The sequence below is a fragment of the Nocardia sp. NPDC004573 genome, assembly GCF_053602135.1.
Genome location: NZ_JBSGDA010000007.1, coordinates 126,128 through 139,695 on the forward strand (window position 1 = coordinate 126,128; position 13,568 = coordinate 139,695).

At 68.7% G+C, this 13,568-nt stretch carries 14 protein-coding genes; 3 read left to right on the forward strand and 11 right to left on the reverse strand.

Annotated features, from left to right (window positions below):
- Position 1: 1 nt before the first annotated feature.
- Genes ACWEKR_RS13960 through ACWEKR_RS13970 form a run of 3 tightly spaced genes read right to left on the reverse strand, consistent with a single transcriptional unit; the run spans position 2 to position 2,552 of the window.
- Complete coding sequence (locus ACWEKR_RS13960; RefSeq protein WP_452354781.1) at positions 2 to 1,525, reverse strand: glycosyltransferase family 39 protein; 1,524 nt, start codon at positions 1,523 to 1,525, stop codon at positions 2 to 4.
- Positions 1,518 to 2,153, reverse strand: coding sequence for a TetR/AcrR family transcriptional regulator (locus tag ACWEKR_RS13965; protein ID WP_452354782.1), 636 nt, complete (start codon positions 2,151 to 2,153; stop codon positions 1,518 to 1,520). Before ACWEKR_RS13965 ends, ACWEKR_RS13960 begins: the two co-directional genes overlap by 8 nt.
- Before the next feature lie 33 nt (positions 2,154 to 2,186).
- A complete protein-coding gene (locus ACWEKR_RS13970) occupies positions 2,187 to 2,552 on the reverse strand; it encodes a nuclear transport factor 2 family protein (protein WP_452354783.1) in 366 nt (121 codons plus the stop codon).
- A gap of 104 nt (positions 2,553 to 2,656) precedes the next feature.
- Between ACWEKR_RS13970 and ACWEKR_RS13975 the strand changes: the two genes are divergently transcribed.
- Positions 2,657 to 3,667 (forward strand): RNA polymerase subunit sigma-70, encoded by a 1,011-nt coding sequence (locus ACWEKR_RS13975; protein WP_452354784.1) that lies wholly within the window; start codon positions 2,657 to 2,659, stop codon positions 3,665 to 3,667.
- 91 nt (positions 3,668 to 3,758) lie between these two features.
- On the opposite strand, the gene arc is transcribed toward ACWEKR_RS13975, so the two are convergent.
- On the reverse strand, positions 3,759 to 5,519 hold the full coding sequence (gene arc / locus ACWEKR_RS13980) for a proteasome ATPase (protein WP_159844057.1): 1,761 nt from the start codon (positions 5,517 to 5,519) through the stop codon (positions 3,759 to 3,761).
- Positions 5,520 to 5,698: 179 nt separating this feature from the next.
- Between arc and ACWEKR_RS13985 the strand changes: the two genes are divergently transcribed.
- The gene (locus tag ACWEKR_RS13985; RefSeq protein WP_452354785.1) at positions 5,699 to 6,217 is read left to right on the forward strand and encodes a hypothetical protein; all 519 of its coding nucleotides are present in this window, start codon (positions 5,699 to 5,701) and stop codon (positions 6,215 to 6,217) included.
- A gap of 35 nt (positions 6,218 to 6,252) precedes the next feature.
- Here the strand turns inward: ACWEKR_RS13985 and ACWEKR_RS13990 are convergent, their stop codons facing one another.
- Positions 6,253 to 7,086 carry a tRNA (adenine-N1)-methyltransferase gene (locus ACWEKR_RS13990; RefSeq protein WP_452354786.1) on the reverse strand — a complete coding sequence of 278 codons (834 nt, stop codon included), beginning with the start codon at positions 7,084 to 7,086 and terminating at the stop codon, positions 6,253 to 6,255.
- Positions 7,087 to 7,161: 75 nt separating this feature from the next.
- Between ACWEKR_RS13990 and ACWEKR_RS13995 the strand changes: the two genes are divergently transcribed.
- The gene (locus ACWEKR_RS13995) at positions 7,162 to 8,073 is read left to right on the forward strand and encodes a RecB family exonuclease (RefSeq protein WP_452354787.1); all 912 of its coding nucleotides are present in this window, start codon (positions 7,162 to 7,164) and stop codon (positions 8,071 to 8,073) included.
- A 115-nt stretch (positions 8,074 to 8,188) separates the two neighbouring features.
- Here ACWEKR_RS13995 and ACWEKR_RS14000 read toward each other — a convergent pair whose 3' ends face one another.
- The 6 genes from ACWEKR_RS14000 to ACWEKR_RS14025 form a co-directional block, all read right to left on the reverse strand.
- Positions 8,189 to 9,382 (reverse strand): YeiH family protein, encoded by a 1,194-nt coding sequence (locus ACWEKR_RS14000; RefSeq protein ID WP_452354788.1) that lies wholly within the window; start codon positions 9,380 to 9,382, stop codon positions 8,189 to 8,191.
- Entirely contained in the window at positions 9,382 to 9,516 is a 135-nt protein-coding gene (locus ACWEKR_RS14005) for a hypothetical protein (RefSeq protein ID WP_255218394.1), read from the reverse strand. The genes ACWEKR_RS14000 and ACWEKR_RS14005 overlap by 1 nt, the downstream gene beginning before the upstream one ends.
- Positions 9,517 to 9,628: 112 nt before the next feature.
- Complete coding sequence (gene hisG / locus ACWEKR_RS14010) at positions 9,629 to 10,480, reverse strand: ATP phosphoribosyltransferase (protein ID WP_452354789.1); 852 nt, start codon at positions 10,478 to 10,480, stop codon at positions 9,629 to 9,631.
- Positions 10,481 to 10,523: 43 nt separating this feature from the next.
- A complete protein-coding gene (locus ACWEKR_RS14015) occupies positions 10,524 to 10,805 on the reverse strand; it encodes a phosphoribosyl-ATP diphosphatase (protein ID WP_174315390.1) in 282 nt (93 codons plus the stop codon).
- A 101-nt stretch (positions 10,806 to 10,906) separates the two neighbouring features.
- Positions 10,907 to 12,721 carry a choline/carnitine O-acyltransferase gene (locus ACWEKR_RS14020; protein ID WP_452354790.1) on the reverse strand — a complete coding sequence of 605 codons (1,815 nt, stop codon included), beginning with the start codon at positions 12,719 to 12,721 and terminating at the stop codon, positions 10,907 to 10,909.
- Positions 12,718 to 13,554 (reverse strand): class I SAM-dependent methyltransferase, encoded by an 837-nt coding sequence (locus tag ACWEKR_RS14025; RefSeq protein ID WP_452354791.1) that lies wholly within the window; start codon positions 13,552 to 13,554, stop codon positions 12,718 to 12,720. The genes ACWEKR_RS14020 and ACWEKR_RS14025 overlap by 4 nt, the downstream gene beginning before the upstream one ends.
- Positions 13,555 to 13,568 lie beyond the last annotated feature (14 nt).

Sequence of the window (13,568 nt, forward strand, 5' to 3'; positions counted from 1 at the left end):
ATCAGTTCAGCCGCAGCATGTCCGGCCAGGATCGCGACCACGGCGCACGTGGTCGCGCGCAGCGCCAGATGGTGACGCCACGGGTGACACCGGGATATCCGAGCCGGGCGTCGACCTGCCCCGCCGCGGTGACCTCGACGCAGTGCACGCGCACGTCGGCCTCGGCGCCGCCCACCCAGAGCACTGTCGTGGCCGTATCGGGCGGGGTGCCGAAGTAGCCGAAACCACGATTCGGACTGTAGACGGCGGGCAGTCCGTACTCGGCCCGATGGACGTCCAAAGCGCTTGCCTGCCAATATGAATCGGTGATCACCACAGCGGACGATCGCTCCGGCTCCGGCAACGCACGGTAGGCCGCCGCTGTCCCCGCCGCGAGTTCCGACCAGCCGAATCGCCCATAAAGCGCGATCTCCAAGCCTGCCTGAGCCTGCGTGTCGACCGGCTCGACCGCGGACTCCGGGCGCAGTGGCAGGGAAAACGTCACCAGGGCGACGGACAGCGCGAGCAACGGCACGGTGATGATCGTGCGCGAGCGACGCCGGTTCTCCGTCCACCGCACCGCCCCCGCCGCGATCAGCACTCCGTAGCAGCCCGCCGCGTAGTACGGACGTCCGTTCGTCGCGATGAAGACCACGACCAGCACTATCGGCAGCAGCGCGAGGAACCGGTAGGGCCGCCAGGACTCCGCCCGCCACAGCGTCCACACTCCGTAGACCAGCAGCAGACCGCCGATCAGACCGGCGGCGGCGAGCGCCAGCGGCAGCCAGACGGAGCGACCGCCGATCGTGGCCTGCTCGGCGGCGACCGCCCCACCAAGGCGCAGTTGCGGCCACCCGTGCGCCGCCTGCCACGCCAGTCCGGGCGCGGAGGTCAGCACGACTACGGCGCCGCCGCACCACAGTGCGGGGCGGCGCAGCAGCTCACGCGGTCCGTAGACCGCCACCCCGATCGCGAGGGCGATCCAGAAGAACGGGATCAGCCACTTGACCTGCATGTCGACCGCGGTGACCAGCGCAGCCGCCACCAGCAGGCCGTCGTGGCGGGTGCGCACCCAGCGGACCACCAGCCAGCTCACCACCACCCAGAGTGCGGTATCGATCGTGTTGGTGGCCAGTTGGTCGCCTTGTACCAGCAGGAACGGCGAGGTGGCGTAGGCCGCCGCGGCCAGCACCTGGGCCGCGCGGCCACCACCGAACTCCCTGGCGATCGAGGCGGTGATCACCACCGCGGCCACGGTGGCGAGCACAGCCGGAAGTCGGAGCGCCACCAGGGAGCCCGGGGCGAGCAGATCCATCATCCGGGCGATCGCCGGCAGCACCGGCCCCTGATCGGCATAGCCGACGGTGAGTCTGCGCCCCGCGGCAACGAAATACAGCTCGTCACCGAAGAATCCATACCGCCCGATCGAGACCAGCAGCGCCAGCGCGCCGAGCGCCGCCACCGCGCCCACTCCGCCGAGGGCGAACGGAGGCAGTGGTTCGCCGGGATCCACCTGCCGCCGTATGCGATTCAGCACTTCAGTCATGCTCGCCCGCCTTGCGCGTCGCCGTGTCGAACAACCTGCACAGATGCGCCGAGTAGGCGTCCATCGCGAAGTCCGGCTCCCGCACGGCGCGTCCCGCCGCGCCGTCGATGGCGTCGCGGATCGACTTGGCCATCAACAGTGGATCGAACTCGCCGAACTCCCCGGTGCGCTGCCCGTCGGTCATGATGTCGACCAGCGGCGCGATGATGTCGCGCTCCCCGTCGGCGGAAGCGAATTTCGGGTTGCCCTCCGCGTCGCGCAGATTCGTCACGACCTCCACCAGCGCGGCCACGTAAGTCGTATTCGCTTCGATGAAGCCGAGGTTCGATGCGAGATAGGCCAGCAGGCTCTCGCGCGCGCCGACCGCCGCAGCCACTCGTGGCGCGATGTACTCCGCCGCCGAGACGTACAGCTGGACCACCAGCTGCGTCATCAGGTCGTCCTTGCCCTCGAAGTGGTAGGAGATGACTCCTTTGGAGATACCCGCGTGCTCGGCGATCCGTGCCAGCGAGGCATTGGCGTACCCGACTCGAGAGATCACCTCCACCGCCGCGGCGATGATCTGCCGTCGCCGCGCCTCTTCGATGAACGACCTGCGTTGTCCGGTTGTACTATTTTCTGGCCGCATGGACAAATGCTAGCACGAGCGGACTAGGCTGATTCAGCGCGCGGCGGCCCGAGCCGCGTCGAACGGCGCACGGTCGAAGATGATCCGGACATACGTGATCCGTCCGTCGACCACCTTGTGCCACTCCGCGCCGGGCGCGTTCGGAATCGGAACGGTCACCGTGTCGTACATCAGCAGCGCGGTGCGGTCGTCACCGAACGAGGCGAGCAAGGTCGAATCGGTGACGATCCGGCTGAACGGTTCGAGGAAATCGCGGAACGCCGCGGCTCCGGCGATCCGCCCGGCGGGGGCGTCGCAGACGATGTCGTCGGCGACGTAGGTCATGGCGTCGTCGAAATCGTGACCGGTCCAGGCGCGATAGAACGCGAGCGAAGTCCGCAGAGCGATGGGTTCGGACATGGTGTCTCCTTCCGGTGAGCATCGGCGCTTCGCCGTGCTGTAGGTAGTGACACCGGGAACGGGCCCGATGGAACGCTCGACGGCGAACTGGCACCATCGACGGCGTGCAGCAGACGACCCTGGAACGGGCACGCGCGGGCGACGAGTCGGCGTTTCGGGTCCTCACCGACCCCTACCGGCGCGAGTTGGAACTGCACTGCTACCGCCTGCTCGGTTCGATGACCGATGCCGAGGACATGGTGCAGGAGACCTTGCTGGCGGCTTGGCGCGGACTGCCCGGCTTCCGGCAACGGTCGTCGCTGCGCTCGTGGCTGTACCGCATCGCCACCAACCGGTGCCTCAACGCGCTGCGGGACGCCCGTCGTCGCGTGCCGACCGAGCCGGTGCCGCCGTTCTCGCCGCCCGAACCCACCCGCCGGGACGAAGTGCGCTGGTTGCAGCCATACCCCGACAGCAAGCTCGACATTGCCGATCCCGCGCCCGGCCCGGAGGCCCGCTACGCGGCCACCGAAGCGGTCGAGTTGGCCTTCGTCATGGGGTTGCAGCGGCTACCGCCGCGCCAAGCCGCGATCCTGGTGCTGCGCGACGTCCTCGGCTTCCCCGTCGCCGAGGTGGCCGACATCCTCGGCGTCACGCCCACCATGGTCAAGGGACACCTGCAACGCGCACGAGCGTCGCTCGACCGGCATCGGGGTCGGACGTTTCCGCACCGGGCCGCTCCCGAAGAACGTGCTCTCGCAAGCCGTTTCGCCGCAGCGTACCTCTCCGGCGACGTCGAAGGCGTGATCGCGCTGCTCACCGACGACGCGTGGCTTTCGATGCCGCCCGCGCCACACGAGTACCACGGTCCGGCCGCGATCGCGGAATTCCTGTCCGCTTCCTTCACCTACAGTGGCGAGCGACGCCTCCACTTGGTGCCGACGGGAGCCAACGGCCTGCCCGCGTTCGGCGCCTACCTCGACGACGCGGTGCGCCCGGTCGCGACTCCGGCCGGCCTGATCGTGCTCACACCAGCGGGCGACCGCATCGGCAGGATCACCCGTTTCCACCTCGACGCTCTCTATCCGCGGTTCGGCCTGCCCGACCGGCTGCCGGACGGCCCGCAGCCCGCGTGACCGGCGCGAGGCGGCGGCGACTTCGCTGTTGCACGAACAGTGAAGGGCCGCGCCTCCGTAGAGACGCGGCCCTGCGTGGTCCGGCGGAACCTTACAGGTACTGACCGGTGTTCGACTCGGTGTCGATGGCGCGGCTGGCACTGGCGTTCTTGCCGGTGACCAGCGTGCGGATGTAGACGATCCGCTCGCCCTTCTTACCCGAGATGCGCGCCCAGTCATCCGGATTCGTGGTGTTGGGCAAGTCCTCGTTCTCGGAGAACTCGTCGACGATCGAATCGTAGAGATGCTGGATCCGCAGACCCGGATTGCCGGTGTCGAGCACCGCCTTGATGGCGTACTTCTTCGAGCGGTCCACGATGTTCTGGATCATGGCGCCGGAGTTGAAGTCCTTGAAGTACAGAACCTCTTTGTCACCGTTGGCGTAGGTGACCTCCAGGAAGCGGTTGTCCTCGCTCTCGGCGTACATCCGGTCGACGACCCGTTCGATCATCGCGCGGATGCACAGGCCCTTGTCGCCGCCGAACTCGGCCAGATCGTCGTCGTGCAGCGGCAGCTGCTCGGTGAGGTACTTCGAGAAGATGTCCTGCGCCGACTCCGCGTCGGGACGCTCGATCTTGATCTTCACGTCCAAGCGGCCCGGCCGCAGGATCGCCGGATCGATCATGTCCTCACGGTTGGAGGCGCCGATCACGATGACGTTCTCCAAGCCCTCGACGCCATCGATCTCCGACAGCAGCTGGGGCACCACGGTGGTCTCCACGTCGGAGGAGACACCCGAGCCGCGGGTGCGGAAGATCGAGTCCATCTCGTCGAAGAACACGATCACCGGCGTGCCCTCGGACGCCTTCTCACGCGCCCGCTGGAAGATGATCCGGATGTGGCGCTCGGTCTCGCCCACGAACTTGTTGAGCAGCTCGGGACCCTTGATGTTCAGGAAGTACGACTTGGCTTCCTTGGCATCCTCACCGCGCGCCTCGGCGATCTTCTTGGCCAGCGAGTTGGCCACCGCCTTGGCGATCAGCGTCTTGCCGCAACCGGGCGGACCGTAGAGCAGCACGCCCTTCGGCGGGCGCAGCGCGTACTCGCGGAACAGGTCCTTGTGCAGGAACGGCAGCTCCACCGCGTCGCGGATCTGCTCGATCTGCCTGCCGAGACCGCCGATGTCGCTGTAGTCGACGTCGGGCACCTCTTCCAGCACCAGGTCCTCGACCTCGGCCTTGGGGATGCGCTCGAAGGCGAAACCGGCCTTCGAGTCCACCAGCAGCGAGTCGCCCGGCCGCAACTTGCGAATGGGGGAATCAGGGTCGTCCAGGTCGTCCATCTCGGCGACCTTCGCCAGCGGGCCGGCCAGCCACACCACGCGCTCCTCGTCGGCATGGCCGACGACCAGGGCGCGACGTCCGTCATCGAGGATCTCCCGGAGGGTGCCGATCTCGCCGACCGCGTCGTAGTGCCCTGCCTCGACGACTGTGAGCGCCTCGTTGAGGCGGACGGTCTGACCGTATTCGAGCGTCGAGGTCTCGATGTTCGGTGAACACGTCAACCGCATCTTGCGACCCGAAGTGAACACGTCGACCGTCTGATCGTCGTACACACCGATCAGGATGCCGTATCCGCTCGGCGGCTGACCCAGCCGATCGACCTCCTCACGCAGCGCCACCAACTGCTGGCGCGCTTCCTTGAGGGTGTCCATCAGCTTCGTGTTGCGAATGGTCAGCGAATCGATGCGGGCTTCCAATTCCCGTGTGCGATCTGGCGAGTCGGCGAGTTGCCTTCGGAGTGCAGCCGCCTCGGCGCGTACCGCCTCGAGCTCTCTCCAGGCCGCCGAATCCGAATTCTCGATGGGGCTCATGTGCTGCTCCTCCCAGTCCCGGTCTATCAACGCTACCGGGCGCGACCCGTTCTCGCTTTCCGACATGGTTTCGTGGTGATCACATCTGGGCCGCGATCGGCGGCCGGACCACCATGTTAGCCTGCCCTAACCCGACCCTGGCGAGCCCGCTCGCCGCCCGAGCCGAAAGGTTGCCGACCATGCTCCTTCCCGCGAGAACCCTGCGTGTTTCCCTTGCCACCGCCGCCGCGGCGGTGGCCATCTCCGGCGCACTGGCGGCCTGCGGCTCCGACGACGACTCCGCTACCGCTGCGACGACCTCGGCCACCACCAGCGCCGCCGCCTCGGTTACCCACGATCACGGCGACCATGCGACCGCCGCGCCGACCGCCGAGAACTTGCAGGCGATGCTGGGCAAGCTCGCCGATCCGAATGTACCAACCGCGGAGAAGTCCGCGCTGATCGTCAACGGTGAGCAGCGCACCGCGAACATCGACCAGATGAACAAGGGCCTGCAGGGCTACACGCTCACCTTCACCGTCGCCGACCTCACCGTCCAGGGCAATACCGCGAACGCGCAGGTGACCATCACCTCCCCGCACGGCGCGGCGCCCGCCGTGCCGCTGAGCTGGGAGAACGTCGACGGCACCTGGAAGCTGTCGGACGCCGCCGGCTGCCTGCTGCTCGGCTTCGCGCAGGCGCCCTGCGTCCCGGCCTGAGCGCGCCGAGCGGCTCGCACCCGCCCCGGCCGCGCTCAGCCCTTCGACGGCCTGCGCTGCGGCTTGGGCGTGACGGTGCCCTCGGCGAGCCTGCGGGCGCTGACCAGGAAGGCGGTGTGACCTTGCATGCGATGTTCGGGCCGCACGGCGAGGCCGACGACATGCCACGGGCGCACCAGCGACTCCCACGATCGCGGCTCGGTCCAGCACTCCTGCTCGCGCAGCGCTTCGACCACCTTCGACAACTGCGTGACGGTGGCGACGTAGACGATCAGCACGCCGCCAGGCACCAGCGCCTCGGACACGACCGGGAGCGCGTCCCACGGCGCGAGCATGTCCAGCACGGCACGATCCACCGGCTCTCCGGTGTAACCGGCGACATCGCCGACAGTCAGCGACCAGTTCGCAGGTCGTTCACCGAAGAACGTCTCCACGTTGCGGACCGCGTGCTCGGCGTGGTCGGCGCGGATCTCGTAGGACACGACCTGCCCCTGCGGCCCGACCGCCCGCAGCAGCGAGCAGGTCAGCGCGCCGGATCCCGCGCCGGCTTCGAGCACGCGCGCGCCGGGGAACATGTCACCCTCGTGCACGATCTGCGCGGCGTCCTTGGGATAGATCACCGCCGCGCCGCGCGGCATGGACAGCACGTAGTCGATCAGCAGCGGACGCAGCGCGAGGTAGGGCGTGCCGTTGGTGGAGTGCACCACGCTGCCCTCGTCGGCGCCGATCAGGCTGTCATGCTTGATCCCGCCACGATGGGTGTGGAACTCCTTGCCCGGCTCCAAGACCACCGTGTACAGGCGCCCTTTGGCATCGGTCAGCTGCACCCGGTCACCGATGGTGAATGGCCCGGTCCGTCTGGCCGTCATGAATCTCCGTTCCGCTGGTTGGAATCCGTGCTGTCGCGCACCGGCGTGTCGGTGCCGCGGGATAGCCTGCCAGGTATGTGCTCGCCCGTGTCCACGCCCCCTGCCGACGGCGCGCGCGCCCCGGAGCTCGCCGCGACCGCGAGCCGCGCCCGGCCCGCGCTGTCGCCTTCCCGGGCAACGGATTTCAAGCAGTGCCCGCTGAAATATCGGTTCCGTGCGATCGATCGGATACCGGAGCGGCCATCAATACACGCGGTGCGCGGCACGGTGGTGCACGCGGTGCTCGAGGACCTCTACGGGCTGCCCGCCGCGGAGCGGGTGCCCGAGCGCGCCGACGCCCTGGTGCCGTCGGCGTGGGCGCGGGTACGGGGCGAGCAGCCGGAGGTGGCGGAGCTGATCGCCGGCGAGCGGCTCGACGCGTTCCTCGGCGAGGTGCGCGCGCTGGTGCGCCGCTACTACCGGCTGGAGGACCCCACCCGGTTCGACCCGGAATCTCGCGAAGCGCGGGTGGAGGTCGAACTGGACGACGGCGCGCTGCTGCGCGGGTTCGTCGACCGGATCGACGTCGCACCGAGCGGCGCCCTGCGCGTCGTGGACTACAAGACCGGCCGTGTGCCGGGGCTCACGCAAGAGACCACAGCGCTGTTCCAGTTGAAGTTCTACGCCTTGGTGGTCCTGCGCACCCGCGGGCTCGTGCCCGCCCAGCTGCGGCTGCTCTACTTGGCCGACGAGCAGATCCTCACCTACGCCCCCGACGAACAGGAGTTGCTGCGCTTCGAGCGCACGCTCTCGGCCCTGTGGGCGGCGATCCGCGAGGCAGGCCGGACGGGGGACTTCCCACCGAACCCCAGCCGGATGTGCTCGTACTGCGACTACAAGCCGTTGTGCCCGGCGTACGGCGGCACGCCGCCGCCCTACCCCGGCTGGCCGAGCGGCGACGCGGCCGAATCCCCGGACGAAACCCTGGCCGAAGCCGTATCGGACTGACGGGCCGTGGCCTCGCGCGGCCACCAGGAAGTCCATGCCCGGCGGCCCGATCCCGGCGTCCAGGATCGGGCGGCACCGAATGCCGGTTTCGGCCGCCCGTCGGCGAGCGGCAGCCTCAGACGGTGAAATTCTGGAACAACAGCACCGAAAGTCCGAGGCCGACAGCGAGATTCACCACCGCCGCCGAGCCGAACACCAGGACCGGTCGCCAGCCGGCTTCCCGTAGCCCGCGCAGCGAGAACTCCAAACCGATCGAGACGAACGCGAAGATCAGGAACCAGGTGCGCAGATCGTTGACGATCGCGATGTGTGCGGCGCCGGACTTCTTGCCCGCCGACTGCAGGTACAGCGTGCCGATGATCGAGGCGGCGACGAAGCCGAGCACGAACTTCGGGAATCGCTCCCAGAACTGCCGGGCCGACGGCCGCGCCGCTCCCGGTGTCCGCTCGACGCGCAGCGTGAAGTAGGCGGTCAGCGCGATCGCGACGACACCGATCAGGGCGTTCTGCGTGGTCTTGACGATGGTGGCGATCTGCAGCGCCTTCTCCCCCGCGATCGCGCCGGACGCCGCGACCGCCGCGGTGGTGTCGATGTTGCCGCCGATCCAGGCCCCCGCGACCGCGTCCGGCAACCCGAGCACCCCGGCCAGCCAGGGCAGCAGGAAGATCGAGGGCAGCGCGAAGACGATCACCAGCGAGGCCGCGTAGGCGATCTGCTCGCGCCGGGCCTGCACCGCGCCCGCCGCGGCGATCGCCGCGCTGACGCCGCAGATCGACACCGCCGAGGACAGCAGCGCGCGCAGTTTGTCGTCCAGCCCCAGGCGCCCGCCCAGCCACCAGGTGAAGCCGAACACGGCCGTGATCAACAGCAGTGCTTGCAGGATCGACGGGCCCGCCGCGGTGACCAGGATCTTCAGATTGATCGACGCGCCGAGCAGCACCACGCCGGTCTTGATGAAGAACTCGGTGCGGAACCCAGCCGAAAGCCGTTCGCGCAGAGCTAGTTTGGTCAGCACCACATTGCCGATCAACCCGAGCGCGATGGCGTACACCGGGAATTCGATCGACTTGGCGACCCGCTGGAACGGAGTGTCCACCGACCACCGCGGGACGTGCGTTTCGAAGTACCGCGTGAGAGCCCCGAGCACGATCACGACGGCGATACCGGCCGCGGCGGCACCGGCGGTCGGACGGGATATCGCTTGCAGCGCCTCGGTTTCCGAGGAGGGAACCTCGGCGCGCCCCGTCCCGGTCCTGCTCTCGGTCAGGGCGTTCGGTTCGTTCGCCGCTGCGGCGCCGGTCTCGGCCATCACGGCACCAGCCAGTCCGGAATCACGCCGAGCAGGACCAGCGCGATCAGGATCAGCCCGGCGATCGCCGCCAGCCAATCCTCGTTCCAAGTGAACGTGCTGCCCGACTGTTCCTCGGGTGGTGACTGTGACACGGGGGCTCCTTGCGTTCCTCATCGAGAGGCCGCACGGTAGCAACACCCGGTCACAGCGCACACCGATTGCGCTCAGCGTGAACGGATCAAGCGAATCGAACGAACCCGGCGTTCAGAATGCGCGGCAGGAGCGAATGTCGGTGGCCAGGATCGCTTTCGCACCCAGGTCGGCCAGCTTGTCCATCAGCTCGTTGCTCTGCTTGCGCGGCACCAGTGCCCGCACGGCCACCCAGCCGGTATCGGCCAGCGGCGCCACCGTGGGCGACTCCAAGCCGGGGGTGATGACGAACGCCTCGTCGAGCAGGTCCTTCGGGCAGTCGTAGTCCAGCATGACGTACTGCTGGGCGAAGACGACACCCTGGACCCGGGCGACGAGCTGGTTGCGCGCCCGGTCGCCCTGATCGGCGTCTTTTCGCTCGACCAGCACCCCCTCGGAATCGCACAGCGATTCACCGAAGGCCACCAGATTGTGCTGGCGCAGCGTGCGCCCCGAGCCGACGACATCGGCGATGGCGTCGGCGACGCCGAGCTGGATGGAGATCTCCACCGCGCCGTCGAGACGGATCACCTCGGCCTCGATGCCCCGGTGGCGCAGGTCGTTCAGCACCAGGTTCGGGTAGGAGGTGGCGATCCGCTTGTCGTAGAGGTCCTCCACCTTCCACTCCCGCCCGGCCGGGGCGGCGTAGCGGAAGGTGGAGCGGCCGAACCCGAGGGCGAGGCGTTCCTGCACCGGGGCGCCGGAATCCCACGCCAGATCACGCCCGGTGATGCCGAGATCGAGTTCCCCCGAGCCGACGTAGATCGCGATGTCCTTGGGTCGCAGGAAGAAGAACTCGACCTGGTTGGCCGGGTCGAGGACGGTCAGGTCACGGGAATCGGTGCGCTTGCGGTAGCCCGCCTCGGAGAGGATCGAGACGGCGGATTCGGAGAGGGCGCCTTTGTTGGGGACTGCGACGCGCAGCATGGGAAAGTCCTTTCGGGAGGAGATACCGGGTGTCGGACGGCCGTCACAGATGTCGGTACACGTCCTCGAGCTTCAGCCCACGACCCACCATCAGCACCTGCACCCAGTACAGCAGCTGGGAGATCTCCTCGGCGAGCGACTCGTCGCTCTCGTGTTCGGCGGCCAGCCACACCTCACCGGCCTCCTCGAGCACCTTCTTACCCTGGGTATGCACGCCTGCGTCCAGCGCGGCAACGGTTCCGGACCCCTCGGGGCGGTTGACCGCACGATCCTGGAGCTCGGCGAACAGGGATTCGAAGTTCTTCACGATGAGCCATTGTTTCAGACCCGGATGCGGGCCCGTTGCTCCGGCCCACGATGGCGCGGAACGGCGTCCGCCCGGCTCTCCCGCACCCGGCAGGGGCGGAAGAACCGGGCGGAGGGCGCCTAGTTCCCGGCGAGCAACGCTCGCAGATCGGCGACCGCCGTACGGAGGTGGTCGGCGAACGCGTACATCTGGGCGGCGACCGGCTTCGGGGTGGCCAGGTAGAGATTCCAGCGGTCCGGGAGCAGGACGTAGGCGATGCCGATGCAGCGGGAGCTGGTGGAGCCGAAACCGAAGTAGCGGATGTTGACCGACGGCGCCGAACTGGTGCTCAGGTAATCGTCGCGCATGATCGTCCAGCCCGGGCTGTCGTAGAGCGGGATGGGGTCGGTGACGCCCAGTTCCGCGCCGCGCCTGCGCTGGATCCACTGCAGCTCCCACAGGTGCTGTTCGGGCGCGTCTCCGGCCTGACACTGCTTGGCCCGTTCCACGTGCGCCGCCGCGGCCGTCCGCGCCGCGGCCAGCTTCGTGTCGACGTCGGCGTCCGGGTCCTGCATCGCGTCCACGAAGGCGATCATCTCCGGGGTGACCACCCGCATGGCCTCGGTGCGGCCGTTGCGGTACTGCCTGGTCGCGATGGACTCGTAGGTGGCGCCGGTGAGCCCCTTGCTGCGCCGGTGGGCCAGCTGGTAGCTCAGCTGGGCGAAGGCGTCCGGCGAGATGCCCAGCTGCTTGGCCGCGGCGGTGCCGAAGTCCGGGAACGAAACCGTCTGGGTGGCGTTCTCGGCGGCATAGCGGGCGAAGGCGGCGCCGGCCGCGGCGATGTCGCCGCGTTGCGCCTCGTCCAGCACGAACTCGATCGGCTCGACCGAGGGCAGTCCCTGCGCCTGAGCGCCGGAGCGGGCGGCGTGAGCGGGCACCGTCGTCTCCAGCAGGGTGTCCACGAACGAGAGGATGGTGGTGCCGTCGAGTCCGCAGTGTTCGACGTTGATGCCCGCCTGCCCGTCACCGAAGACGATGAACGAGACCGACTTGTCGAACCACCGGTTGGCGCTGTCGCCGTGCAGCAGCTCGTCGCAGGCGTGCTGCTCGTCGCGCGGAGCGAAGTCCTCGAGACAGACGGCGAACAGCGCGGTCTCGATGGCGTCCAGCGCGGCGGCGTTCGCGGGCTCGGCCAGCAGCCGCTGCCTGCTCTCCGCCCATTCCGCACGAGCCTTGGTGGTGAGGTGCCCCACCGCGGTGTCGGTGCGGGCCGGGCGTGCGCCCGCCTTGAGCACCGCGCGCAATCCGTCGGCGAGATCCTCCGGCGAGTACGGCGCTCCGTTCGGGCCGACGACGTCCATCCGGAACGGGCTGCCGTGGAAGAACACCACGATGTGCCGGGCCTGCGAGGGACCCGGCCATTCCGCGCTGTAGGGGACCCGCACCGTGTCCTGCTCCACGCCGGGGATCCTGGTCTCGGAGAACAGGTACTTGTTCTGCCACATGGACAGCTGCTGCCCCCGCTGGGTCACCGGCGGGACGGCCTCCTGGTCCAGCGCCAGCTTGTAGTCGACGGCCGCGGAGATGATGCCCGCGGCGCGGTCCACCTGCGTGGCGGCGGTGGAGGCGGCCAGCGGCGTGTCGTCCCGGAACAGGAAGAAGAAGTTCGCGTTCAGCGCGATCCGGTCCCGCCTGCCCAGGTAGCGCGACGGCCAGAACAGGTCCAGCCAGCTGCCGACGCCGGGCGTCGCGTCGTATTCCGCGAGCGCCGCGTGCAGCGTGCGCCCCGGCCCGTCGGGTCGCAGCAGGTCCTCGACCGCCGCCCGGGTGGCGGCGAGTTCGTCGGCGGTCAGCAGCGGCTCGCACCACTGCAGGAATCGGCCACAGCTGTCCTCCAGCGTCGGCAGGGGCACCCGGGGTAGGTGGTCGTCGGCGGCGAAGGTGCGTTCGGTCAATGCGAGTCCTCGGTGTCGGCGTGATGTTTCGGCAGCGGCCTGGACACATACAGGGTCGCATACAGCCATCCCCGATCTTCCCGGCCGGTCGTGTCGATTCCCTTGGCGGACAGGGTGTTCAGCACCTGCGCCTGTTCGGCCGCGGAGGCGAACCTGCGTTGCTCGTACAACCCTGGCGCCTGCTCGGTCCGGTAGCCGAGCGCGGCGAGTTCCGCCTCGATCGGTGCGAAGTCGAACATGCGCAGTACGAAGTGTGCCATCCACGGCCGCCTGCGCGGGTGCGCCGTGGCCACGCGCGTCAAGGTCTTCTCGGTGACGTAGCCGACGCAGCCGGTGGAGACGACCAGATCGGCGGTCGCCAGCAGGGCGCGCTGCTCGTCGGTCGGTTCGCCGGACTCCAGGTCGGCGTGCACCACACCGTGCAGGAGCCCGGCCTCCCGCGCGTAGTCGAGGGCGGGGCGGGAGGCGTCCATACCCAGGAAGCGGACGTCGTCGGCCGCGGTCCCCGCCGTGGCCCGGGCGCGGTCGCGCCGGATCAGTCCGGCCCGATCGATGTCGGTGACGGCGTAATGCCCGGCCAGTTCGCCGATCGTGGTGTCGAAACGCAACAGCGCGGCGTTCACGCCGTAGGAACAGCCGATGTCGAGCACCGTCGGCACGCTGACCCGCGCGGAGGCGCGGAATTCCCGAATCTGCTGCTGGAAGAACGGTTTTGCCAGTTCCGGAATGCGGTAGTCCAGTTCGGACATGCGCGTGTAGTACGCCCGCGGATCGGGGCGGTCGTAGATGTCGTCGAAAGACGCTTTCCCGGTCGTGTGTAACGGCACTGGCACTGTCGGTCCTCTCG